Here is a 24,951-nt window from a genome sequence, read left to right on the forward strand (position 1 = left end):
AGTAAAATTTTAATTATTTGCTCAAAATAACCTAGTAGACTATAATAAGCGGTTGTCATAGTTATTCATTTATGTTACACACAATAAAATCATATTTTAAATAAGCAGGAGGCAGTTTTATGCAAAAAGATTATAAAGATACTTTGTTTCTCCCACAAACTTCTTTTCCAATGCGTGCGAATTTGGCACAGAGGGAACCGGATTTATTAAAATATTGGGAAGATATTAATTTATATGAAGAGCTGAAAAAGAAAAACAAAGGTAAAAAAAGCTTTATACTGCATGACGGCCCCCCTTATGCAAATGCAGGCATACATATTGGCACTGCTACAAATAAAATATTGAAGGATTTTGTTGTTAAGTATAAATGGCAGAGAGGCTATTTTTCTCCTTTTGTTCCGGGTTATGACACACATGGGTTGCCTATTGAATTAAAAGTTCTCAAGGAGCAGGGGATCGATAGAGATAAAATTGCTTCGGTAGAACTTCGAGATAAGTGTGCAGAATATGCTCGAAAGTTTGCTAAAGTACAAACCGAACAATTTAAGAGGCTTGGAGTAATTGCGGATTGGGAAAATCCATATATGACACTCGTCCCTGCATATGAAGCAACCCAACTTGAAGGGTTTTCTGAGATGGTGCAGAAAGATTTGGTGTATAAAGGTCAGAAAGCTATCTATTGGTGTACTGACTGTCAAACAGCTTTGGCTGCTGCAGAGATAGAATATTCGGATGAAACGTCTCCGTCCATATTTGTAGCATATAAATATGAAGGTGCAGCAAAACTTTTTCCTGAACTAAAAGATAGAGATGTAAACGTAATTATTTGGACAACAACGCCTTGGACAATCCCGGCTTCTATGGCAATTGCTCTTAATCCTCATTTTAACTATGGCTTTTATGAAGCTAATGGCAAAGTATATCTTCTTGCAGAAGATATGAGAGATTTCGTCTCACATGCAACAGGGTTAAAGTTTACTAATCCTATAATACTTTGTAAGGGATTACAGCTTGAAAATTCGGAAGCGAAACATCCATTTTATGACAGGATAACACCCCTCGTATTAGCCAACTATGTGACTCTTGAATCAGGGACAGGATGTGTTCATACCGCTCCTGGACATGGAACGGATGACTATGAAACAGGGATGAGATATGGGATCGATATCTATAACCCCGTAGATGAAACGGGTCATTATTATAAAGATACGCCAATATTTGCAGGAATGTCATTATCTGAAGGTGGGAAAAAAGTATTAGAACTTTTGACTGAGTCCGATAGGTTATTAGGACATCAAAAAATTTCACACTCATATCCACATTGTTGGCGCTGCAAAAAACCGGTAATTTTTAGGGCAACTGATCAATGGTTTGTGGCCGTAACGAAATTTAAAGAAAAAGCTCTTAGTTGCATAGATAAGGTCCAATGGATACCAGAATGGGGAAAAGAGCGTATGTCAAATATGTTAAAGGAGCGTTCTGATTGGTGCATTAGCCGTCAAAGGATTTGGGGAGTGCCCATCCCAGCATTTTATTGTGAGGATTGCGGAGAGGTTATCCTTTCCAAAGAAACAGTATTGTGCGTAGCAGAAAAAGTCCGAGAATTTGGAAGTAATTGTTGGTGGAACTTATCAGTAGAAGAACTTATTGGCAACTTGGCCGTATGCCCTAAATGTAAAAGTAAAAAACTGAAAAAAGAGACAGACATAATGGATGTATGGTTTGACTCAGGTTCAAGCCACTCAGCCGTATTAGATAACTGGGAGGACCTTAGTTGGCCAGCAGATCTCTATTTGGAAGGCAGTGATCAACATAGAGGTTGGTTCCAGACATCATTACTTAATAGTGTAGCAACCCGAGATTTGGCTCCTTATAAAGCAGTTCTAACTCACGGTTTTATAATGGCGGGAGATGGAAAGAAAATGTCTAAATCTCTCGGAAATGCCATGACTCCTGAAAAGATAATTGATAAAAATGGAGCAGATATCCTTAGGCTTTGGGTGGCTTCCTCCGACTACCGGGGAGATGTTCGCATATCAAACGAAATATTTGAAAACTTAATTGAATCTTATAGAAGAATTAGAAACACAGCTAGATTTCTTCTTGCTAATCTTAAAGAATTTAATCCATCTACTGATATTGTTAAGCCTGAAGAGCTTTCGGATATAGATAAATATATTATGACAAAGCTTAACAAAATAAGGGAACGTGTTACCAAGGGTTTTGATGAATACGAATTTCATCAGCCAATGATAGCTATACATCAATTCTGTGACTTTGAGTTAAGCTCTTTTTATATAGACATAAATAAAGATTGTCTTTATGCAGATTCCAAAGACTCATTATCCAGACGTTCTGTAAGAACTGTAATGTGGACAGTTCTTAAAATGCTTGCTCAAATGATATCGCCAGTGCTTTCATTTACCGCAGAAGAGATATGGCAACATTTAAGAGAAATGGATTCGACATTATCAAAGAGTGTGTTTCTTAACGATTGGCCCTTAGAGAACGAGTTCGTGTTTGATGACAATATTGAAAAGACATGGGACTGTGTTATGGATGCAAGACAATCAATACTAAGAGGCCTTGAGTCTGCGAGAAGTTCAGGCGAAATCGGACACCCTCTTGATGCACACATCCAAATTATGTTGAGAAATGAATATGAACACTTAAAAACAAAAATAGCTATTGCTGATTGGGAGAAAGTATCAATCGTGTCTTCTTGTGAGATTGTAAGTGAAGTGAAAAATGCGAATGTGCTTTATGAAGATCCCAATACAGGGATATCTATTGGAGTTACAAAGTCTTCTCATGAAAAATGCCCGCGCTGTTGGAAAAAAAGACCTGAGGTTTTGCTTAACGGCATCTGTCATCGTTGTAAGGATGTCGTTGGATAAAAAAAACTCAGATGTAAATTATAACTCGAAGAAAATGTATCCCCAGCTCCGTGGTGGAGAGCGAGATAAGGATACGCTTGTAGAGTTTATTGTTAAAGAAGAGGAGTCCGGTCACAGGTTAGATTTTGTAATTTCGCAAGAAGTAGCTGTTAGTAGAGGGCATGCTCAAAGGCTAATTAAAGGAGGCAGAGTAAAACTTACTCCTCAGAGATACATAAAACCATCGATTAAGGTCAATAAGGGAGATATTGTAAGCGTTAATATGTTTGCAATAAAAGAGACAGAATTAATTCCGACAGAAGTTGACTTTGAAGTGCTTTTTTTTGATGACAGTATTGTTGTTATAAACAAACCCTCGGGCTTGGTGGTACATCCATCTAAAGGCCATTGGGACAGAACTTTGGTACATGGACTTTTATATAGATTCCCTGATATTGCAAATATAAACGGTGTAAATAGGCCTGGAATAGTTCACAGACTAGATAGAACAACTTCAGGCCTAATGGTCGTGGCTCGCAATGGTCTTGCACAGGAAACACTGTTTAGAGATTTTAAAGCGAGCCGTGTAAACAGGGAGTATATCGGGCTATGTTACGGTACCCCGAAAAACCTTATAGGAGAAATCTCACTACCTATAGCGAGAAATCCGTATAATAGATATAAAAGAAGTATTGTAGAAGATGGAAGGGATGCGAGAACAGGCTACAATGTCATTTGGAGTAATTCTGGTTTTTCCCTTGTACATTTCACTTTACACACTGGAAGAACACATCAAATAAGAGTCCATATGAATGCCATAAATCACCCCCTTGTTGGAGACCAACTCTACGCACCTGGAAGACATTCATCGTTTGACAGTTGTAATAGAGTGTTTCTTCATTCGTGGAAGCTAGGTTTTAAACATCCCAAAACCCGAGAGACGATTTGTTTTGTAAGCCCTCTTACTCAAGATCTTGTGAGTTTTTTAAAAGATATTTCTCCCAAAAATCACTGCCCACATTGAGAGTTTTAAATTCGCGGTAAGTAACGCCGGCAATTTCTGAATTAATAGGCGACACATATTTTCTTAATGTATAATCTACTCTCACCTTACCGCAATCTTTTGACTTGCTGTAATAAACAGCAAGAGACGCACAAAAACTCAGTAGCTGATTATCATTAAATATCTCTCCAATGTTGTTATTGCGCAAAATGACATGTGCTCCAGGAATGTCTTTAGCATGAAACCAAATATCGTTCGACCTTGCAAATTTAAAAGTGGCATACCTATTACCTTTAGCTGAAAGGCCTATCAATATAATTGAGTCACCCAACATAATGCGCTTGTGTGGTGGAAATTGTTTTTCGTTAGGAACCTTGCTTATTCTTGCTTTTGTTCTATTTATTTTCAGTTCTTTTTCAATCGTAGAAAGAGATTCATCGTCATTTATACACATTGCAAGAAGTAAATCTTCATTTAAATCTTGCATCTCATTCATAACTTTTTCTAGTATTTTACTGGCTCGTTCTTTTGAAGCTGTAATTTTTTTATATTTTTTAAAATATAAATCTGCATTCTCTGTGGCAGTTAAAGCAGGATTGAGGGGGATTTCTTTTGTTTCGGGTTCGCCAGCCTCAGTATAACTAGTTAGTGATATTCTATCTTCGCCACGTCTTATATTTTGAATGTTATTTAAAATTATATTGCCATAATTTTTATAAGTTAGAGAATTGTCCTGTTTTAGAAGCTTGGATATGTCTGAAATTTGTTTTTCTCTTCTAGCTATTTCTTTCGTTAAAAAAAGATTTATAACCCTTTTCCTTTGATCCGCATTTTTATTTAAAATAGGATCTAAAACTAATTCAGTAGAGGAAGCAAGTAAGTTGTTATATACAGTGGCATTTTTTAAATTAACAGGAAAAGGGAAAATATATCTGTTTAGTTTCTGAATTTTCATTGTATTTTTTGTATTGGAATAAAATGAACTAAGATGTTTTTTTTGTTCGTTTAACGGCATTTCAAAAATAGTCTTTAGTAAGGGGGCTCCAATACCTTTTATATTTTTAAGTGATTCTTGTCTTGGTTTTTCTAACCATTCTTCTAATGTTATGCCTTTATACTCAGCTGGAAATATATATTGGTGTCCTGAGGCAATAATACGTTCTCTGTTCTCTGATGGATATATATGTTTTGCAGCTTCAATAATTGTCCCGTCATCTTCTATAAGAATAAAATTGCCGTGGTTCTGTATTGCTTCTAGAACAAGATGTTTTTTGTTATGAAATCCAGCTCCAAAAGTTTTTTTAAAAGTGAGCATTAGGATTCTATCTCTTTTAATTTGTTGCGAGGTAAGGAGTTCCGTGCCGTGTAAATGTCTCTTTAGAGCCCCTATTATTGGATGGGTCTGTTTTACTGTACCTATAAGTTTTTTACGATTATCATTATTAATAAAAGTTATGCCACAATTTTGAACTTTCCATGAAAGCAATAATGTGATAGTAGAAGAAAATGAAAGTGTACACCAGCTGCATCCTCCATAAATTTTTTGTACTTTATGGTTATAAATTGTTTCAAGCATTTTGTTCCATTCATAAACTAGTTCGGGCCCAAAAGACACAAATATCACTCCCATCACAATTAAATATATACAAATTACCACAATCTATTATTTCTTACTATTAAATAAAAAAGTACTTTGAAATGCGTATACACAATTATAAATCTAGGTTAAAATGCTAGAAGGATTAGAATAGTTGTTTAAGAAGTATATCAAAATATAATGGAGGTGTTTGAAAATGAGCAAAGAAAGGATTTTAATTTCGTCTGAATCTGTGACGGAAGGACATCCTGACAAACTCGCTGATCAAATATCTGATGCAGTCCTTGATGCGATTTTACAAGAAGACCCAGATGGCAGAGTAGCGTGTGAAACTCTTGTAAGCACGGGACTTATTGTTGTAGCAGGAGAAATTACTACAAATTGTTACGTTGACATTCCGAAAATAGCACGAGAAACAGTAAAGGAAGTAGGATATACAAGGGCAAAATATGGATTTGATGGTGAAACTTGTGCTGTTATAACGGCCATAGATGAACAATCTCCAGATATCAAGCAAGGAGTTGATTTGGCAAAAGAAGCTCTAGATAATTCTGATGACGAGAATGATAAAACTGGAGCTGGAGATCAAGGACTGATGGTGGGTTACGCATGTGATGAAACAGAGGAATTAATGCCGATGCCTATTTCCCTTGCACACAAACTTACTCGCAAACTTACTGAAATGCGTAAAAATAAAACAATCCCTTACCTTCGCCCTGATGGGAAGAGCCAAGTTACATTGGAGTATATAGATGGAAGACCCCAAAGAATAGATACTGTTGTCATAAGCACTCAACATCACCCTGCAGTTGCACTTTCGCAGATAAAAGCAGACATTGAGGAGCATGTGATAAAAGATATTATTCCAACTAACCTAATAAAAGATGATTTTAAAATTTTCGTTAATCCTGCAGGAACTTTTGTCAGAGGAGGCCCTCAAGCAGATTGTGGTCTAACTGGACGAAAAATTATCGTGGATACTTACGGTGGTGCAGTGCCCCATGGCGGAGGAGCTTTTTCTGGGAAGGATCCAACAAAGGTGGACCGTTCTGGTGCTTATATGGCGAGGTATGCCGCAAAAAATGTAGTAGCTGCGGGCATAGCCTCTAAGTGTCAGGTTCAGGTGGCTTATGCGATAGGAGTAGCAAATCCTGTTTCAATAATGGTCGAGACCTTTGGTACAGGGAAAATTCCAAATGAACAAATAACTCGTTTATTACGCGAACATTTTGATTTCCGTCCTAGAGCTATAATAAAAAATCTTGAATTATGCAAGCCCCAATATAAAAGAATCGCGGCTTATGGGCATATGGGACGGATTGATATCCATCCGATGCCAGCATGGGAGAAAACAGACAAGGCAGAGATTCTTAAAGAAGCATCTCAAAGGTTTATGTAAAACTCAAAAGTCCGTTTATGTAATTTCTTGACGGACTTTAATTCTTAAGTTATGCATACAGCATTGTTGTTTAAAGAAATAAAGAGAATACTTACACATCTTGTATGGCCTCAGGTTTGTCCAGTTTGTGGGAAAATAGTTGAGTCGTATTGTTTTGAGTGTATAGAGTCCATAATTGACCCGTTACCTCCTTTTTGTCTTGAATGCGGAGGAAAGTATGGCGTTCCCTGCTGTAAGGACTCTGTTCCATGTTTTGCAGCAACAATACATGATGGGTTGCCCCGAGATTTGCTCCTAAGACTAAAATATAAAAATATAAAATCTTTAGGTGTTATACTGGGGAAACTTGTGGCACAAAATGCTTGTTTACCATCGGCGGATTTAATTGTACCTATTCCTCTACATAAAAGGTCTACAAGAGAATATAATCAAACAAGCCTTATAGGCCAAGGAATATCAGAGGCACGTAAAATAAAGTTAGATGACTCTATCTTGGTTTGGAAAAAGAATAGACCTAATCAAACTGATATGCATGGAATTCAGAGAGCAACCTTACCGTTAGATTCAATTATTTCAAAATCATCTGTACGTAATAAAAAAATAATATTGGTTGATGATGTTTATACCACAGGAGGAACCATGCGTGCTGCAAAAGCGGCAATAGAGGATAGCGGTGGTTCAGTAGTTGCAGCCTTATTATGGTCAAGGAGAATATCTTCTTCAGAAAATGAACTTTCATGGTTTGTATAGCTATTTATTAAAATTTTTTCTTAAATCAAATTGTAAAGTTACAATATAACTTTCAAAAACTAGATTGATGTTAAATACTACAGTATAATAAACTTGAAGGCACTTGTTGCTTGCATCGCATCTTTCGTTTTTCCCTTTTAACTCATTAATTTTGTGCTAGAATCATAAGTCGAAGACAGGTGGTCGACTCTTTATGAAAATATCTGATAATTCAACTAAAATATTATTTTTCCTCGTAGCAATTTCAATTTTATTTTTAATAATATTATGCCCATTAAGTATAAAATGTGATTTTTTTGGAAATACCTTAAAAATAGATAAAGCATTTATATGTCAAGAATTAGGGGATAATAGAGAGCCGTTGTCCGTAAGCTCAAGCATAAAATATGGAGAGCGACAAATATGTCTTTGGTTTCGATATTCTTCAATTCAAGAAGAAAATTATATAAGAATTTCGTGGTATTTGAATAACGAATTAGTATTTGCTGAACAACATAAATTAATAGATAAAGAAGGGATAAAGGCATTTTATCTTCTTAAAGAAGACGGGTTGCCTCTTCCGGAGGGATTTTATAAAGTTTCAATATCGTCTCCCACGAGAACGTTATCGGAGATACCATTTATAAAAAATAAATAATTTAATTTGGAGGAATGAAACTTGCCAAGAGAAAAAAACATCTCAACTATTGAAAATGAAGTTGCTGCAGCAGTAGAAAGTAATAGTCAGGACAGTAGCTCTGAAATAGAGATGGCTGAGAGAAAAGATCTGGTCTCTGCATCAAAAGATCTAGTAGATAAAACAACTAAAAAAACTGCTAAAAGTAACAAGACAAAAACTTCTTCTGGACTGGGCTCATCAGCAAAAAAAACAAAAGCAGCTACAATTAAAAAGAGTAGTTCGAAGAAAAGCTTAGAGCAAGAAGAGAAGGTTGCTAAATCAGCAAAGACAACAGAAAAAAACAAAAAAGCAGCAGAAGAAGCATCGAAAATAGAAGTTAAAGAAGAAGTTGCTGCTGAGGATAAAATCAACAAAATTGTAAAGAAACAGGAAGTTCGCAAAACAGCGAAAAAACACACATCTAAATTAATAGAACAAGAAAGCAAAGATACTACCCACAAACATTCACATCCCAAACAAGGTTTTAACTCTCTTAACTCAAAGACAATAACTGAATTAAAAGAAATTGCAAAAGAGTTAGAGATATCCTCAGTTACTACTCGAAGAAAAGATGATTTAGTAGTCGACATATTAAAAAAACAGGCAGAGATGATGGGATACCGCTTTAATGGGGGGACCTTAGAGTGTTTGCCGGATGGTTATGGTTTTTTACGTCCGTCCGGGTTACTTCCCAGCAATACAGATATTTATGTTTCTGCTTCCCAAATTCGGCGTTTTGGACTAAGAAATGGAGACGTTGTGTGGGGCATAATAAGGCCTCCCAAAGATCAGGAACATTATGAGGCTCTTTTACGAGTAGAAAATGTCAACTTTACAGACCCAGAAGAATCGAGGCATAGACCTCATTTCGAAAATTTAACCCCAATTTTCCCTGAAGAGAAATTGAATCTTGAAATAAAAAATCACATTATAGCAACTCGTGCAGTTGATCTTTTTGCCCCCATAGGGAAAGGACAAAGAGCTCTTCTAGTTTCCCCTCCCAAAGCAGGAAAAACAACACTCTTAAAAAATATTGCAAAAGCAATAACAACAAACCATCCGGAAGTAATTTTAATGGTTTTGCTTATAGATGAACGTCCAGAGGAAGTAACAGATATGAAAAGGTCTGTAGATGGTGAAATTATAGCATCTACATTTGATCGTCCGGCAGAAGAACATCTAAGGGTTTCCGCACTTGCTCTTGAAAAAGCTAAAAGATTGGTAGAGGCGTCTAAAGATGTGGTTCTACTATTGGATTCAATTACGAGATTAGCTCGTGCTTCAAACTTAATTGTCCCTCCATCTGGAAGAACGCTTTCAGGCGGAATGGATCCGGCTGCCTTGTATTTCCCTAAAAAGTTTTTTGGTTCGGCTAGAAACATAGAAAATGGAGGAAGCCTTACCATTATAGGGACATCTCTTGTTGAAACTGGAAGTCGTATGGACGATGTAATTTATGAGGAATTTAAAGGTACCGGGAATATGGAAGTACACTTGTCTCGAAAAATATCAGAGCAACGCATCTTCCCCGCTTTTGATATAACTAAATCTGGAACTAGAAAAGAAGAATTATTGGTTTCTGAGGAAGATTTAAGAAGAATATGGGCTTTACGTCGAAAAATTGCAGGAATGGATGAGGCAGAAGTCCTAAACTTAATACTTGGTAAGCTGAAAAGCACCACGACAAACGAAGAATTTCTTTCTACAATAAAGATATAGAATAAATTTTAAATAGCTATAGAAAATATTTATACAAACACCTTAAAGGTTCTACGGAGTTGCTAAATTGTGATGTTTAAACGATTAAAAAAAATACCTGAAAATAAAAAAATATTATTGTCTTTTGTCTTGCTATTCTTGATGTTGTTACTGATAGCTCTTATTCTTGCTTCAATCGTGGCAGCAGGGAGAAAAGATGTGTATTGGACAACTATAAATAATTTAAACACGTCTGAAGAAGAAATAAATGACAAGGGTTTTTTTATGGCCGATGTATCTGATTTATTATTAGTAAGTGGATTAAGAGAAGGAAAATCTAAGACGGAAAGTGAATCCGTCCCTCTGGCCATAGGCCCTGGACCCTCTCTTGCGCCACTTACACCAGAGGAAGTAAAACTATATGGTGTCTTATCTAAATCAGATGGAATATTAACGGATGAAACAACTGGTGAGCTAGATGAAAATATTTATTGGCAGGAAGTTGTACTCAAAAAAAGAGACACCTTGGAATCTATTGCAAAAGCGTTTGGGGTTTCAGTAGAAGATATAAGACGAGCGAATAACATGAAAGAAAATCAAAATCCAACATATTCTGAAGTTTTATATATTCCGGATAGTGGTCAGTATGTTCAAGCCACTTTAGATTTTGTTAAAAAAATGGAACAAGCAGCAATAGAAGCGTCCAAAAAAGAGAAACCCTTATCAATTTTCTATTACACGGTTAGTGAAGGAGATTCTCTGTGGACGATAGCAGATAAGTTTGATTTAAAAGTTGATACAATAGTTGGTTCTAACAAGTTAAGCGATATAAATATTTTAAAAATAGGCATACAGTTGCGTATACCCAACCAAGATGGAGTTTTCGTAAAGTATGAAAAAAATACAAATATAGATAAATTTGCAGACAAATATGGTTCTACAAAAGATGCAATTTACATTGCAAATAAATTAAATGAAAAATCAAAAATAAATATTGGACAAGAACTATTTCTACCGGGAGGAAGCATTGCTTCTTCTGTTGAAGCACCCTCAAAAGTTCAGAGGCGAACAAGTATTTCTAGGATAGGGAAGGCTAAGCCCAAGATGGCAACAGAACACTTCGGTTGGCCGGTGTTTGGCAGGATTTCAAGTTCATTTGGTTGGAGAAGAAGTCCTTTTGGAAAAAGAAGGGTATTTCATGCAGGAATTGATATAAGAGCTCCGAAAGGGAGAAATATTGTTGCAGCACAGAGTGGACGAGTGGTACATTCTGGTTGGATGGGTGGCTATGGTTACACAATCGTGCTAACACACCCTTCAGGAGTTTCTACTCTATATGGACATTGTAGTGCCTTATTAGTATCGAAAGGTACACACGTAAACAAGGGACAGCTAATAGCACGAGTTGGAAGCACCGGACGTTCTACCGGGAACCATTTGCATTTTGAAGTGCGTCAAGGCGGTTCACCTGTAAACCCAATGAGATTTTTAAGATAAGAGCTAGAAAGGTTCAAAGGAGTGTTTGATATGGCAAAGTATGTTTTTGTTACAGGTGGGGTCGTTTCATCTCTGGGGAAGGGGATAACTTCAGCATCGTTAGGAACCTTGCTTAAAAGAAGATGGTTCAATGTAAGTATAATGAAGATGGATCCCTACATTAACGTTGATGCTGGAACGATGAGTCCTTTCCAACATGGGGAGGTATTTGTAACTTGGGATGGAGCACAGACAGATCTTGATTTAGGGCATTATGAACGTTTTATTGACGAAAATATTTCTGGAGTTAATAGTTGTACGACAGGTAAGGTTTATTCCTCTGTCATACACCGTGAACGTCAAGGGGGATATAGTGGTGGAACAGTTCAGGTTATTCCACATATAACAAATGAAATACAAAATCGCATATTAGCCGTAGGAGAAGATAAGGACATAGTAATAGCAGAAATTGGTGGAACAGTGGGAGATATTGAGGGATTACCCTATCTTGAAGCAATAAGACAGTTGCCACAAAGAATAGGGAGAGAAAATATACTTTACTGCCATGTGACTCTGGTACCATATGTTGCTGCATCAGGAGAATTAAAAACAAAACCTACACAGCACAGCGTGAACGAGCTAAGGAGAATTGGAATTCAACCAGATATAATAGTCTGTCGTTCTCAATTTCATGTAAACGCAGAGCTTAGGGAAAAAATAGGATTATATTGTACTGTGTCGCCTGATTGTGTATTTGAAGCAAAAGATACAAGCTCAATATATCAAATGCCATTTGAACTAAATAAACAAAAGTTCGACACTACTGTTTTAAAAAAATTAAAATTAAACGCAATAAAAGAACCGGATATGCAAGATTGGCGTGAATTTTTAGACAAATTAAAATCGCTAGATAAAGAATTAAATGTTGCGTTAGTAGGGAAATATACTGAAAATAAAGATGCTTATTTAAGTGTAAATGAGGCTCTTATTCATGCCGGGATAGTTAACAGCATAAAAGTGAATATTCACCCTGTTGCAGCAGAAGATTTAGAAATAAAATCTCCAGACTATTTTTTTGATAAAATAGATGCTATTGTCGTACCTGGAGGCTTTGGTTTAAGAGGAGTAGAAGGAATGATTGAAGCAGCCAAATATGCCAGAGAAAATGATATTCCTTATTTTGGATTGTCTCTTGGTATGCAAGTTGCTGCAATAGAATTTGCACGCAATGTTTTAGGATTAAAAGATGCAAATAGTGTTGAAATGGCAGAAGAAACAAAAAATGCAATTATATGTTCAAAGGGAGAAAATAATAATATAGAAAATTTAACTGAAACTTCGCGCTTAGGATCGTTTCCATGTAAACTGATAGCAGGCTCAAAATCGTCAGAAATATATGGAAAAGAAATGGTAAGCGAACGTCATCGTCATCGTTTTGAATTTAATAATGAGTATATAGATTTATTTGAAAAAAATGGTATGAAAGTTGCAGGAGTCTGTCCAGATGGGAATCACGTGGAAATAATAGAGAATACAAATAATACTTGGATAATAGGTGTTCAGTTCCATCCTGAATTTTTGTCCAGACCGGTAAGACCACATCCATTATTTATTGATTTTATTTCCGCAGCAATAAGAAAAAAAATAAAAAAGTTTTAAAGGAGGTCACGTAATGAAAAAATATATTTTACTTTTAGCTATTGCATTCATTTTGCTTTCGTCCCCAATATTAAAACCAGTTTTTGCTGAAGAATCTGTTGATAACTTGGATAAAGTGGTTTTTCAAACTCTTGAAAGAATAGAGACAATCGTATATGGAGGGCCGCAGACAGGAGGTCTTCTTCCAAGATTAAGTAGAGCGGAAAAGGATATTTTTGGCCGTGAACTACCAGGGAGCTTGACAGAAAGGCAAACTGCGATAATAGAGTTCCTCGAAAAAGAAACAGCAACCCAACCTTCTTTGCTCTTTAAACTAGCTGTAGCAGAATGGGCTGTTTTAAGAAAGACATACCCAATCTGGCCTCTTTCTAGAAGAGTCGAACAATTGGAATCGATTACGGATGGGCTTAAAGGCGATGGAGCATTGTCTGGTCGATTAGAAAAACTTATTACGAAAATTCTACCAGAAGGGGTTTTAGCTAATACAATAACTCTTCCAGCAGCTACCATAGTCAAAGCATCTTTAACAAAGACACTTTCTGTAAAAAATATAAAACTGGACGATAAACTTGTCCTTAACTTACTTGAAGACATTTTGTTTGATGGGAACCTAGTTGCACCCAAAGGAAGTAGAGTGTTAGCACATATATCAAAACGCAAACCACCAAGAAGCTTTGGTAGAGGTTCTGAGATAGAAATAGAGTTTGATTATCTCGAATCCATAGGTCCCGCTAATATAGCATTAGTGTTAGGAGATTCAGCAAAACAAGCTATGGAAGCAGATGCTGCTATGTATGGGGCTGCGGGCGCAAGTATAGCCGGAGCAGCGATACTTGGTCCGTTAGGTTTAGTTGGTGGTTTTTTGATAAGAGGTTCAGATAATCAAGTTAAAGAAGGAACTGTTTTTTATATAGAGACAGAGTCAGAAGTTAACGTGAATGCATATAAAATACCTGGGCAAATCTCTTCTATCACAACATCTGGAGATGTTGTGGCACCGCAAGGGAACATTCCCTCTAATTCTTAGCTGTAACAGCATTATTTAAGATGAACTTTATCAATAAAAATACAAAGAAACATCTCATAAGCATCGTGTTCCTTATTGTCACGGTGCTTGTTGTATATTTATGGAAAGACCTACATCTTAATGATGCCGATAAAATTGTCCTACCCGATATTGTAGTTGAGAATATAGATGTAATTAGGGAAATTAATGGACAATATTGGAGATTAAGGTCCCCCCAAGTAGAACATAAGGATAATGTTATATATGCAAAATCACTTGATATAGAGACTATCAATGATGACAATTCAGACATTAAAATAAAAGCTGAAAGTGGCATTTTTCTAAGAGAATCTAATAATTTTAATTTAACAAACGCTATAGGAACGATGTCTAAAAAAACAGATAAGGGTTATAACCTAATAAGTGGAAAAGTGTACTATGAATCGAAAACTGAAATCTGGAATTTTTCTGAAGATGTAACTCTTTCTGATGACAAAACGCAAATAAATGGGCCGACAGGTGTATATGACACTAAAAATGGCGATATCTTTTTGCCAAATGGAGGCATAATAAAATGGAGAGATTAGCCTCTAAAGAAAAATTCAGAATTGTTTATTTTTTTTGTTTCTTATTTTTTTTCTTTCTTTTGTCTCCAACATGTAAGACGGAGGCTAATCATACTGAAATATTAAAATTTGAAGATATATTATTATCATCAAATGATGCGGAGTTGGAAGTTGATTTTAACAGTGATGTATGGTCTCCCCCTACAGAGGATTCTGTTATTTCTGATGATTTAGTTATAAACGACACTATTACAGATCCGTTACAAATTGATGCAGATATAATTGAATACAATGAGCAGTCAGGGGTGGCAACAGCCAAGGGCAACGTTAAGGTAAAAAATAAAAACCTGATTTTAACATCCCCATATGTTGAATATGAGTTGACCAATGCAATCATAGACGCGGTTTCTGATGAGAACAACAGAGTAACGATTGCAACAGGGAAAGACCATCTTGTAGGCGATCATCTGAGGTACAACTTAAATACGAGACAAGGTGTCTTAACAAAAGCTTCGGGAAAAGCGGAAGCTCTCTTTATGCGTGGAGAATCTGTTTATATAATGTCGTCTGATGAAGCCAAAAAGCAAGGTATAATTTCAACTAAAAAGGGACGTTACACAAAAGACGAGAATATCGCTAAATGGATGAATGTATCAAGTACAACTTGTGATTTTGACACTCCACATTACAGGTTGGAAACAAAAAGAGCTGTAATTATCCCAAATCAAAAGATAATAATGAAACGTCCCAAATTCTATATGGGAAAATCAAAACTTTTTACCTATCCATTTGATTTAATAATAGCGTTAAAAAAACGAGAACAAAGCATTATGCCATTTTTGTTATTTGATACGTACACGGGACTAGGTGCAGGAATAAGAGGCAATTTGGATTTCGATAAATACGGAGAATTAAATATTGCCGCTATTGGTTGGACAAAAGGTGAATGGGAAGCAAAAGTAAGATACCAAAAAGAAATAGTAGATCGTTTATGGCTATTCGCTCAGTCAGACCGACTTTATAATAGGGATGAGAAAGTTACTCTCTGGCGACCTCAATGGGGTGCTGAATATGCAACGAGAAGTGGTTGGAATGCAAAACTTTTATTCAGTCAAAGAGAGCTTATTGAGACGACTATGCGTCCGGGGGTAGACCAGAGATTTAACGTATGGAAGGACCCAGAAATTAGGCTAACATCTCCTTGGTATGGTCCTAATTTTTCTAAATTAAGTTTTTCAGCCGTTCATGGAAGGTACCAAGATAATACGTACATTACAAATCCTTGGGTAAAAAGATATGGATTAATTGCTGATATGAGAGGCAATCCAGATGTAAGCTGGAATAATTTTAAACCATATTATGGAGCTCGCTACACATATTATGATTATGATTCAGGTGTTAGAAAACAGAAGATTACTGACGCATGGGCAGGAATGCGCTGGAACATAGGATCTTTTAAATTTGTTAGTCAATATGCACAACGTTGGGTAGACGGTGATTCCAGTTTGACTTGGGATAGATACGCAAAAAGGCGAGATTTTTATCAATTGGTATCCTTTCCTCTTCCAATCGGGAAGTCATGGGAAAAGTGGGATTTCTCTGTTGCGGGGACATATAGTCTTGAGACTGAACAGATAGCAGAAGTATTTTACAGACTTAATTACAACAAGCACTGTGTAACTTGGCAATTCTGGGTGAGAGATAAAGTGGCTAGTAATGAAAAGCAGATGGGGCTGACTTTTTTTATCAACGCTTTCCCTGAGTATAAAATAGGACTTGGTTCTGATGCTTTAGGTAGTAGGTCTACAGGGTTTTAATTTTTAAAACGTGGGACATTATTAGTATAATTCATTAAAGATAATAAATCTCGGAGTTGATTGATATGAAAGTTGTTGTAGTGTGTGGCGGAACCAGTCCGGAAAGAGAAGTTTCTTTAAAGTCCGGCAGTACAGTATACGAAAAACTTAATGAAGTTGGCTTAGACGCTATAAAAATAGATGTTACATCTCCTTCCAAATTTCTAAAAGAATGGAGATCTTATCAAGCAGAAGGGGTTTATATTGCTTTACATGGAGGTTGGGGAGAAAACGGTTACATTCAGGCTTGTTTAAACTTATTTGGCATACCTTATACTGGTTCTGGTCCTGAAGCATCAATGTATGCAATGGATAAAAGCACTGCTAAATTATTCTTTGAAAGAGATGGAATTAATACACCCGAAGGTGTTTCTTTGCTTAAAGGAGAACAAAATACTGAGTTGGCCATAAAACTGCTTGAAAAATATGGAGAAATAATTGTAAAACCCAATAGTGGTGGAAGCACTGTTGGTGTAACAAAATTAACGAATACAGAGGAAATCTTACCCGCACTTAATTTGGCTTGGGAAAGCGAAGAAAAAGCGTTAGTAGAGGCGTACATTCCCGGGAAAGAAGCTACTGTAACGGTATTTGAGAAAGAAGATGCCACTGTAATAGCGTTACCCACCATAGAAATTAGACCAAAAGAAGGATTTTACGATTACACGAATAAATATACAGCAGGTTGTACAGAGTACCTATGCCCAGCGACGTTTCCAAAAGATATAGATAAAGAAATGTTTAATATGGCAGTCGCTGCCCATAAAAGTTTAGGCTGTAGAAGTTTTAGCAGAGTAGACTTTAGGGTAACTGAAGAAGGAACTCCTTACGTATTAGAAGTCAACACGATTCCAGGTATGACGTCAACGAGCTTAGTTCCTATGGCAGTTAAAGCATATGGCATGGACCTTCCCGAGTTTTTAAGTGAAGTAGTAACAACATCATTTAAAATAAACAGAGCTATATAACTATAGTAAAAATGAGTTGAATCCGGGATACAAACATCTCCCGAATTCAACTCACATTTACAAAAATATTAGTTAAAATTAAGCAAGGCTTATTTTTAAGATTTTAAGATGTCTTATACCACGAGGTGTTCTCGCAATAACCTCGCTGCCATTTTTTTGTCCAAAGACTGCTTTACCTACTGGGCTTGATGCGGAAATTCTATTTTCCTTAATATCTGCTTCTTCTGTGCCTACTAAGGTATAGGTGTATGTTTTTTTGTTGTCTAAGTCTTTTAAGGTAACAGTAGTGCCAATATTAGCTGTACTTGTATCAATATTTTTAGAATCTATTATTTGAGCTTTACTTAGCTGATACTCAAGTAAGAGAATTCTGGTTTCAAGTTTACCTTGTTCATCTTTCGCTGCATGATACTCGGCATTCTCGCTTAGGTCACCAAATCCGCGTGCTTCTTCTAAACTAGCAGCTATGTTTGCCCGTCCTTCTCCACGCAATTCTATTAGCTCAGCTTTTAATTTATCATATCCCTGTCTGGTCATTATGACCTTATCTTCTGAAGGCTTTGTTATCATAATAAAAACACCACCAATGTATAATTATTTATTAAATATAGTTTTGCTTGATTATTTATAATGCAGCGAGCATTCTAGCAGAAAACGGGAAAAATATCAAACCTATTTTATACATCTAGAAATTAAGGTGATTTTTATATTTATCTTTATATAACTTGACAATATAAAAACGTAGTAGTATAAATACACAAGCGTATAAAAGCATATCTTTGCAATGATGGGGCCATTTAAGAATATCGGTGTATATCAGAGATGGATTCTCGACTTAAGGTCGGCTGTAAGGGATTCTTATTCATCTTTCTTAATAACCACCCCGGAGCAGTTGTCGAAGCCACCAAAGGATAAGGCAACGGGAGGTGCCCCTTATAGCACAATGAGGGTTGAGTTTTTTTCAACTAATTTGGAGTGGAACCGCGGATAATCAAGTCGCCTCCTGAAATTATTCAGAGGCGACTTTTTTCTATAATTTAAGGAGGAATTTTTATGGGAGTAATACAAAAATTTAAAAATCTATTACCTATAACAGAAAAGACTCCAAGAATAACTTTAGGCGAGGGTTCTACGCCTTTTGTTCATCTGGATGCAATTAGCAGCCTGCTTGAAATAGAGCTTTGGGGTAAGCTAGAAGGTTCAAATCCCTCGGGCTCATTTAAAGACAGAGGCATGGTAATGGCAGTTGCCAGAGCTCTTGAAGATGGAGCCAAAGCAGTAGTTTGTGCTTCTACAGGGAACACATCTGCTTCTGCTGCAGCATATGCAGCTGCAGCAGGAATTCCTTGTTTTGTCATACTTCCGGCAGGTAAAGTTGCCACGGACAAATTGTCTCAGACGTTAATGTATGGTGCTACAGTAATTGCACTAAGAGGAAACTTTGACAGAGCTTTAGTAATGGCACAGGAAGCCGCCGAAAGGGTAGGTTATACTGTTGTAAACTCAGTTAATCCTTATAGGCTTTGGGGCCAGAGAAGTGGAGCATGGGAAATTTGTGATGATCTTGGTAGAGCTCCAGATTGGCATGCAATACCTGTTGGAAACGCAGGAAATATATCTGCTTATTGGGCAGGATACAAACAGTATAAAGAAATTGGCAAAATAGATAAATTACCTAGAATGATGGGTTTTCAGGCTGCCGGAGCATCACCTCTTGTTACCGGTGAACCCTGTTTGCACCCTGAGACTATTGCAACAGCAATAAGAATAGGGAATCCTGTAAATGCAAAGTTTGCAAAAGCAGCCACATCTGAGTCTAATGGAGGGTTTTATTCTGTAACTGACGATGAAATTCTTTCCGCGCAAAGACTTCTTGCTTCTAAAGGCGGTCTTTTTGCTGAGCCAGCTTCATGTGCTCCTCTTGCTGGTCTTGTAAAGCTAAAAGAGCAGGGACTCTTGCCAAAGGGCATTACAACAGCAATGATACTTACTGGAAACGGATTAAAGGATCATGCTACAGCTATGTCTCAAATTTCAGAACCTATTACTATTGACGATAATATAGAAGAACTACTAGAGGTGATAGATAGTTGAATCCATTGATAACTCTAAGAATACCTGCAACCAGTGCAAACCTCGGCTCTGGTTATGATGCCATCGGTATGGCACTCTCTCTTTATAATATTTTTAAAGTTATGGAGATTTTACCATCAGACGAATTTAAAATTGAAGCTGATGGCGAAGAAGCAACAACTTTAGTTAATCCTGATTTAAACTTAGTAATTACATCTTATAAAAAGACCTGTGAACGTTGGGGGGTTAAGGGGCCCGGATTCTCGTTGTGGAGTCATAATATAATTCCCTTATCGAGAGGGCTTGGTAGCTCTGCAGGCGCAGTTTGTGCTGGAGTACTAATAGCAAAACACCTTACAGGTTACAAAGCAGATAACGAAGAATTATTAAGAGCTATGACTGTCATAGAGGGGCACCCAGATAATGTTGCTCCTTGCTTTTTAGGTGGAATGGTAGTCAGTTGTTGGGACGGAACAGATTTAAGATATATTAGACTACCCGCATTACCTCCAGAGATTCTTTGTGTTGTTGCTGTACCAGAAGAAAAAGTAAGTACAACTGAAGCGCGCAACGCTTTACCTAAAGTTGTTCCTTTTGAAGATGCAGTATTTAATCTGGGCCGAGCTGCATTGCTTACTGCAGCATGGGCAACAGGTAAGTGGAGATATTTAAAATGGGGGATGGATGATAAACTTCATCAGCCTTATAGAATAAAGCTTTTCAGTGGTGGAGAAGTTATTTTTTCTCGTGTTCATGAACTCCCTGAGTGTATAAGTGTTGCTATCAGCGGCTCAGGTCCAAGTGTAATAGCATTTGTTGAAGGGCAAACACATCGAGTTGCAGAAGCAATGTGCCGAACTTTTACAGAATTTGGAGTAAGATCCCAATTTTTTGTGATTGATGGAAGTGAAGAAGGAGCTAGGGTTGAAATAGGATCCTCTCTAAAAAAAGCATTATTGGAAGTGAGTTGTAACAAATGAATTGGAAAGAATGTCCGTTAACTGTTTTAAAATTTGGAGGTTCTTCTGTCGCAGATGCAGAAAGAATGAGGCATGTAGCTCAGGTAATAAAAAAAGTTCGTAATAGTGGATACCGAGTAGCTGTAGTTGTTTCTGCTATGGGAAATATGACAGATGACCTTTTGGAGCTTGCAGGAAGCGTTTCTGAATACAAAAATGGAAGAGAAATTGATAGATTATTGGCAACAGGAGAGCAGCAGAGTGTAGCTTTACTTGCACTTGCACTTCAAAATTCTGACATCCCTGCACAATCATTTACATCACGACAGGCAGGTATTTTTGCGAAAGGGTTCCCTATGGAAGGGCGCATAAAAAGAATAGATCCTTCTGCTGTTGAAAAAGTCCTAGATGAAGGAATTGTTGCTGTAATAACCGGATTTCAGGCTGTGACAGGAGAAGGCGACATAATCACTTTAGGCAGAGGCGGATCTGATTTGTCTGCAGTAGCATTGGCTGCTGCTTTAGAAGCGGAGTCTTGCCAGTTGTTAAAAGATGTGGCTGGAATTATGACGTGTGATCCAAAAATTGTGAAAAATGCACAAAAAATTGATGAAATAAGTTTTGACGAATGCATGGAAATGGCTGTTCAAGGAGCAAATGTAATACAAGCTAGAAGTGTTGAAGTTGCGGCAAGATATGACGTGCCGCTTTATGTCGGTTCAAGTTTTACTGAAGAGGAGGGAACTTGGGTTATGAGCAGACCAGTGACAGAAGGTCTTATTATAAAGGCTGTAACGGTAGATACGAAAATCACAAAAGTAGTACTTCATGGAGTTCCAGACGTGCCCGGTGTTGCCGCAAAATTATTTACGAACCTTGCAGATAATGGCGTAGGTACAGAAATGATTTTACAGAACAACATGAGAGGCGGGGTAAATGATATAGGTTTTCTTGTAAAAAAAGAGCACTTAGAAACGGCAATAAAAGTTTGCCGAGACCTGTGTCATGAAATAGATGCCCAAGGGGTTTCATATGACACAGAAATTGCACGCGTAACAATTATTGGAGCAGGTATAGCAAATCATCCCGAAGTTCCTTCAAAAATGTTTAACGTATTGGCAAAAGAAAATATAAACATAGAAATGATAGCATCAACTGCTTTAGCTTTAACATGTGTTGTTGACTCCAAAAGATCTGATGAAGCTGCACGGGTATTGCACAATGCATTTATCGGAGAGGAGGCAGTCTAATTTGGCAATGAAAAAAATAGCAGTCCTTGGTGTAACCGGTCTTGTAGGACGTGAAATATTAAAAACCTTAGAGCGTAGAAAATTTCCCGTTTTAAAGTTAATAGCTCTAGCTTCACCACGTTCTGCCGGAACAAAGATAGAATATGCAGGAGAAGAGATTACAGTTCAAGCTGTAGATGAGAACTCATTTGATGGAGTAGATATAGCACTCTTTTCTGCCGGTGGTTCAACTTCTAAAAAATGGGCACCTATAGCAACAAAAGCCGGGGCAATAGTTATAGACAATAGTTCTGCATGGCGAATGGATACTGATGTGCCACTGGTAATTCCTGAAATAAACCCAGATGATGCACTAAATCATAAAAAAGGAATAATAGCTAATCCAAATTGCTCGACAATTCAGGCTCTGATGGCAATCTGGCCATTACATAAAGAAGCTTCGGTAACGTATATGAACATTAGTACTTATCAGTCTGTTGCAGGAACAGGGATTAGTGCTGTTCGAGCATTGGAAGAAGAGACAGCAAACTTCCTTCAGGGTAGAAAAACATCTGATACCGGAGTATACCCGCATCAGATCGCATTTAACCTCCTTCCTCATATTGGCTCCTTTGATGAAGAAGGCATCTCAGAAGAAGAATGGAAAATGGTACACGAATCAAGAAAGATTATGCATCTTCCTGATCTAAAGGTAAGTGGAATAACGGTTCGTGTCCCAATATTTCGCTGTCATGGAGAAAGCATAACCGTTCAATTTAAAAATAAATTAACACCGCAACGAGCAAGAGAAGTACTAGCCAGCTCTCCAGGTATTATCGTTGCGGATGCTCCTCAAGATAACATATACCCACAACCAATTTTGGTTGCAGAAAAAGATGAAGTCTATGTTGGGCGTATCCGCAGGGACACAGGGCTAGATAATGCACTTGCTATGTGGGTTATCGGAGATAACCTGTTAAAAGGTGCCGCTCTTAACGCAGTACAAATCGCTGAGCTTTTTGTTTAATTCCTTATAGGGGGGCGACTAAATCTGACGCCCCTTACATTACCTTTTATTTTGTAGATAACAATGAATAATATTCAATGTTGTCTATTAAAAAGGTGCCAACTTTCATTACTCTCATTTTAGGAGGGGATGTTATGAAGCTAGATGATATTAAGAATATAATAAAAAGAAGAATTCCTACAGAATGGGCAGAAGATTGGGACAATACAGGTCTTTTGATAGGAGATCCGACTTCAGATATAAAAAAAATAGCTGTTTCGCTTGATTTTACAGAAGATTCAGTTAAACAAGCAGTTTCGAACGAATGTCAAATGATGATTACTCATCATCCCGCAATTTTTCATCCTTTAAAATCTATTGTTTTGTATAAATCAACACAAAAAGCTATCGCTCTTGCTATAAAAGAGGATATTGCAGTTTATGCACTACACACTAATTGGGACTCTTCCCATGAAGGTGTTAATTTTTGTTTAGCCCAAAAAATAGGATTAACAAACATAAAACCGCTTCTAAGCCCTAATATTAATAATGGTGCTTGGGGTCTTGGAGCTGTGGGTGAATTGCAAGGGAAAATAAGCATGAAAAAATGTATGGAATTATTAAAAGATAAATGGAAAATTACAGAATCTACAGGATTCGGAGATATCTCCAGAGAAATTAAAAAGATTGCAATAGGTGGAGGAGCTTGTGGAGATTTGTGGGAGTATGCTTTAGGAGAAAAAGCGGATGTATTTATCACTTCTGATGTGTCTTATAACTTAAGATTGGATATACTGAGCATGGGGTTAAATTTGATTCTTGCTGACCATGGCGAAGTTGAAAGAGTTTCACTTTCACCCTTGGCAAAAATAATAAAAGAAGAGACATCTCTACCGGTGATTGTTTTAAAAGAAAAAGACTTTGATCGCATCACAATTTAGAAATACAGAAAGAGAAGTGGAACAAAATGAATAAACAAAAAAGAATATTTAGTGCAATGAGACCAACAGGAAAGTTACACTATGGCCATATGGCAGGTGCTCTCAGTAACTGGGTAAATCTTCAAGACGAATACAGCTGTTTTTTTGCCATTGCAGATTGGCATGCCCTAATGTCAGATTATTCAGATCCATCAAATATAAAAGCTAATTGTAAAGAAATTCTCTTAGACTGGTTGGCGGTTGGAATAGATCCAGAGAAAGCGGCCATATTTGTTCAATCACATATAAAACAACATGCTGAACTACATCTTGCCCTTTCTATGATTACCCCTTTAGGATGGCTTGAAAGATGTCCAACCTATAAAGAGCAAATATTGAATCTAAAGAACAAAGATCTCTCAAATTATGCCTTTTTGGGCTACCCTGTTTTGATGGCGGGGGATATATTGCTATACAAATCTTTTGCAGTTCCGGTTGGCGAAGATCAAAATGCACACCTCGAACTCACGCGAGAAGTAGTTAGAAGATTTAACTATTTATATGGAGACGTTTTTATTGAACCGGAAACATTATTAACTAAAACAGCAAAAATGCCTGGTCTTGATGGCCGAAAAATGAGTAAATCTTATAATAATGCACTAAATATTGCAGATGATATGGATACTGTATGGAATAAGTTGCGAACAATGACAACTGACCCTGCACGTGAGCGGAGAACTGATCCAGGTACCCCAGAGAAATGTCCTGTATGGGATGTACATAAATTTTTTAATAAAAATCAAAATGAATTGCTCGAGTTAGACAAGGGGTGTCGTAATGCAACTATTGGTTGCGTAGACTGTAAGAAAAAACTTATGGCTCATGTTAAAGAAACAATGGATCCAATATTGGCTCGTCGCGCAAAATTTGAAAATAAAGATGATGATTTAAAACAAATACTTGAAGCAGGAGCATTAAGAGCAAAGAAAGTGGCAGAGGCAACTATGGATGAAGTGTTTACAGCCATGGGGCTATTACGTCGGTGATAATTTGAAAAAAGAAGATGATTTGTCTGTTCTGACAACAGAGTTAGAATCTGAGAATTTCGAAGTTCAATTAGGATCATTTTCGGGTCCTTTGGATTTACTTTGTCATCTTGTTGAAGGCAGAGAAATGGATCCCGCTAAACTTAATATTACGGAACTTGTGTCACAATACGTGAATTTTTTACTCAATAGCAAAAGGACATCCC

21 protein-coding genes are annotated in these 24,951 nt (G+C 37.0%); 19 read left to right on the forward strand and 2 right to left on the reverse strand.

Features of this window, described 5'->3' with window-relative positions; translation table 11 throughout:
• The first annotated feature begins 119 nt into the window (after positions 1-119).
• Together ileS and GXZ13_01310 are read left to right on the forward strand one after the other, a co-directional pair.
• Positions 120-2,897, forward strand: coding sequence for an isoleucine--tRNA ligase (ileS, locus tag GXZ13_01305; protein ID NLX74477.1), 2,778 nt, complete (start codon positions 120-122; stop codon positions 2,895-2,897).
• Positions 2,898-2,931: 34 nt separating this feature from the next.
• Positions 2,932-3,900 (forward strand): RluA family pseudouridine synthase, encoded by a 969-nt coding sequence (locus tag GXZ13_01310; GenBank protein NLX74478.1) that lies wholly within the window; start codon positions 2,932-2,934, stop codon positions 3,898-3,900.
• Here the strand turns inward: GXZ13_01310 and GXZ13_01315 are convergent.
• Entirely contained in the window at positions 3,839-5,494 is a 1,656-nt protein-coding gene (locus tag GXZ13_01315) for a hypothetical protein (protein NLX74479.1), read from the reverse strand. The genes GXZ13_01310 and GXZ13_01315 overlap by 62 nt on opposite strands.
• A 178-nt stretch (positions 5,495-5,672) precedes the next feature.
• On the opposite strand from GXZ13_01315, the gene GXZ13_01320 reads away from it, so the two are divergent.
• The 10 genes from GXZ13_01320 to GXZ13_01365 all read left to right on the forward strand — a co-directional run bounded on the left by GXZ13_01320 (position 5,673) and on the right by GXZ13_01365 (position 17,512).
• Positions 5,673-6,875: a methionine adenosyltransferase gene (locus tag GXZ13_01320; GenBank protein ID NLX74480.1), complete on the forward strand. Its 1,203-nt coding sequence runs from the start codon at positions 5,673-5,675 to the stop codon at positions 6,873-6,875.
• A gap of 66 nt (positions 6,876-6,941) precedes the next feature.
• Positions 6,942-7,625, forward strand: a complete 684-nt coding sequence (locus tag GXZ13_01325) for a ComF family protein (GenBank protein ID NLX74481.1) — start codon at positions 6,942-6,944, stop codon at positions 7,623-7,625.
• A 193-nt stretch (positions 7,626-7,818) separates the two neighbouring features.
• Positions 7,819-8,262, forward strand: a complete 444-nt coding sequence (locus GXZ13_01330; GenBank protein NLX74482.1) for a hypothetical protein — start codon at positions 7,819-7,821, stop codon at positions 8,260-8,262.
• 387 nt (positions 8,263-8,649) lie between these two features.
• Positions 8,650-10,002, forward strand: coding sequence for a transcription termination factor Rho (locus GXZ13_01335; protein NLX74483.1), 1,353 nt, complete (start codon positions 8,650-8,652; stop codon positions 10,000-10,002).
• Positions 10,003-10,071: 69 nt separating this feature from the next.
• A complete protein-coding gene (locus tag GXZ13_01340) occupies positions 10,072-11,478 on the forward strand; it encodes a peptidoglycan DD-metalloendopeptidase family protein (GenBank protein ID NLX74484.1) in 1,407 nt (468 codons plus the stop codon).
• Positions 11,479-11,508: 30 nt separating this feature from the next.
• Positions 11,509-13,116 carry a CTP synthase gene (locus tag GXZ13_01345; protein ID NLX74485.1) on the forward strand — a complete coding sequence of 536 codons (1,608 nt, stop codon included), beginning with the start codon at positions 11,509-11,511 and terminating at the stop codon, positions 13,114-13,116.
• Positions 13,117-13,129: 13 nt separating this feature from the next.
• Positions 13,130-14,143 carry a hypothetical protein gene (locus tag GXZ13_01350; protein NLX74486.1) on the forward strand — a complete coding sequence of 338 codons (1,014 nt, stop codon included), beginning with the start codon at positions 13,130-13,132 and terminating at the stop codon, positions 14,141-14,143.
• Between the two features lie 20 nt (positions 14,144-14,163).
• The gene (locus tag GXZ13_01355) at positions 14,164-14,709 is read left to right on the forward strand and encodes an LPS export ABC transporter periplasmic protein LptC (protein NLX74487.1); all 546 of its coding nucleotides are present in this window, start codon (positions 14,164-14,166) and stop codon (positions 14,707-14,709) included.
• The gene (locus GXZ13_01360; protein NLX74488.1) at positions 14,697-16,505 is read left to right on the forward strand and encodes a hypothetical protein; all 1,809 of its coding nucleotides are present in this window, start codon (positions 14,697-14,699) and stop codon (positions 16,503-16,505) included. The genes GXZ13_01355 and GXZ13_01360 overlap by 13 nt, the downstream gene beginning before the upstream one ends.
• 65 nt (positions 16,506-16,570) lie before the next feature.
• Complete coding sequence (locus tag GXZ13_01365) at positions 16,571-17,512, forward strand: D-alanine--D-alanine ligase (GenBank protein NLX74489.1); 942 nt, start codon at positions 16,571-16,573, stop codon at positions 17,510-17,512.
• 78 nt (positions 17,513-17,590) lie between these two features.
• On the opposite strand, the gene greA is transcribed toward GXZ13_01365, so the two are convergent.
• A complete protein-coding gene (gene greA / locus GXZ13_01370) occupies positions 17,591-18,049 on the reverse strand; it encodes a transcription elongation factor GreA (GenBank protein ID NLX74490.1) in 459 nt (152 codons plus the stop codon).
• A gap of 516 nt (positions 18,050-18,565) precedes the next feature.
• On the opposite strand from greA, the gene GXZ13_01375 reads away from it, so the two are divergent.
• From GXZ13_01375 to GXZ13_01405, 7 genes are all read left to right on the forward strand, one after another.
• The gene (locus tag GXZ13_01375) at positions 18,566-19,606 is read left to right on the forward strand and encodes a threonine synthase (protein ID NLX74491.1); all 1,041 of its coding nucleotides are present in this window, start codon (positions 18,566-18,568) and stop codon (positions 19,604-19,606) included.
• A complete protein-coding gene (gene thrB / locus GXZ13_01380) occupies positions 19,603-20,565 on the forward strand; it encodes a homoserine kinase (protein ID NLX74492.1) in 963 nt (320 codons plus the stop codon). The genes GXZ13_01375 and thrB overlap by 4 nt, the downstream gene beginning before the upstream one ends.
• Entirely contained in the window at positions 20,562-21,794 is a 1,233-nt protein-coding gene (locus GXZ13_01385; protein NLX74493.1) for an aspartate kinase, read from the forward strand. The genes thrB and GXZ13_01385 overlap by 4 nt, the downstream gene beginning before the upstream one ends.
• A gap of 7 nt (positions 21,795-21,801) precedes the next feature.
• The gene (locus GXZ13_01390) at positions 21,802-22,800 is read left to right on the forward strand and encodes an aspartate-semialdehyde dehydrogenase (protein ID NLX74494.1); all 999 of its coding nucleotides are present in this window, start codon (positions 21,802-21,804) and stop codon (positions 22,798-22,800) included.
• Between the two features lie 134 nt (positions 22,801-22,934).
• Entirely contained in the window at positions 22,935-23,720 is a 786-nt protein-coding gene (locus tag GXZ13_01395) for a Nif3-like dinuclear metal center hexameric protein (protein ID NLX74495.1), read from the forward strand.
• A 26-nt stretch (positions 23,721-23,746) separates the two neighbouring features.
• Positions 23,747-24,745 carry a tryptophan--tRNA ligase gene (trpS, locus tag GXZ13_01400; GenBank protein NLX74496.1) on the forward strand — a complete coding sequence of 333 codons (999 nt, stop codon included), beginning with the start codon at positions 23,747-23,749 and terminating at the stop codon, positions 24,743-24,745.
• The coding region (locus GXZ13_01405) for a hypothetical protein (protein ID NLX74497.1) at positions 24,708-24,951 on the forward strand (244 nt) is incomplete at its 3' end. The genes trpS and GXZ13_01405, both read left to right, overlap by 38 nt.

This window comes from Synergistaceae bacterium, from assembly GCA_012728235.1.
GTDB lineage: Bacteria > Synergistota > Synergistia > Synergistales > Synergistaceae > JAAYFL01.

What these genes read in the sequence shown, in the direction of transcription:
- GXZ13_01395 (NLX74495.1), top strand. Translation starts at nt 22,935, where the DNA reads ATGAAGCTAGATGATATTAAGAATATAATAAAAAGAAGAATTCCTACA.
- GXZ13_01375 (NLX74491.1), top strand. Translation starts at nt 18,566, where the DNA reads ATGGGAGTAATACAAAAATTTAAAAATCTATTACCTATAACAGAAAAG.
- GXZ13_01310 (NLX74478.1), top strand. Translation starts at nt 2,932, where the DNA reads ATGTATCCCCAGCTCCGTGGTGGAGAGCGAGATAAGGATACGCTTGTA.
- GXZ13_01320 (NLX74480.1), top strand. Translation starts at nt 5,673, where the DNA reads ATGAGCAAAGAAAGGATTTTAATTTCGTCTGAATCTGTGACGGAAGGA.
- GXZ13_01385 (NLX74493.1), top strand. Translation starts at nt 20,562, where the DNA reads ATGAATTGGAAAGAATGTCCGTTAACTGTTTTAAAATTTGGAGGTTCT.
- greA (NLX74490.1), bottom strand. Translation starts at nt 18,049, where the DNA reads ATGACCAGACAGGGATATGATAAATTAAAAGCTGAGCTAATAGAATTG.
- GXZ13_01350 (NLX74486.1), top strand. Translation starts at nt 13,130, where the DNA reads ATGAAAAAATATATTTTACTTTTAGCTATTGCATTCATTTTGCTTTCG.
- GXZ13_01390 (NLX74494.1), top strand. Translation starts at nt 21,802, where the DNA reads ATGAAAAAAATAGCAGTCCTTGGTGTAACCGGTCTTGTAGGACGTGAA.
- GXZ13_01360 (NLX74488.1), top strand. Translation starts at nt 14,697, where the DNA reads ATGGAGAGATTAGCCTCTAAAGAAAAATTCAGAATTGTTTATTTTTTT.
- GXZ13_01365 (NLX74489.1), top strand. Translation starts at nt 16,571, where the DNA reads ATGAAAGTTGTTGTAGTGTGTGGCGGAACCAGTCCGGAAAGAGAAGTT.
- GXZ13_01330 (NLX74482.1), top strand. Translation starts at nt 7,819, where the DNA reads ATGAAAATATCTGATAATTCAACTAAAATATTATTTTTCCTCGTAGCA.
- GXZ13_01355 (NLX74487.1), top strand. Translation starts at nt 14,164, where the DNA reads ATGAACTTTATCAATAAAAATACAAAGAAACATCTCATAAGCATCGTG.
- ileS (NLX74477.1), top strand. Translation starts at nt 120, where the DNA reads ATGCAAAAAGATTATAAAGATACTTTGTTTCTCCCACAAACTTCTTTT.
- GXZ13_01345 (NLX74485.1), top strand. Translation starts at nt 11,509, where the DNA reads ATGGCAAAGTATGTTTTTGTTACAGGTGGGGTCGTTTCATCTCTGGGG.
- trpS (NLX74496.1), top strand. Translation starts at nt 23,747, where the DNA reads ATGAATAAACAAAAAAGAATATTTAGTGCAATGAGACCAACAGGAAAG.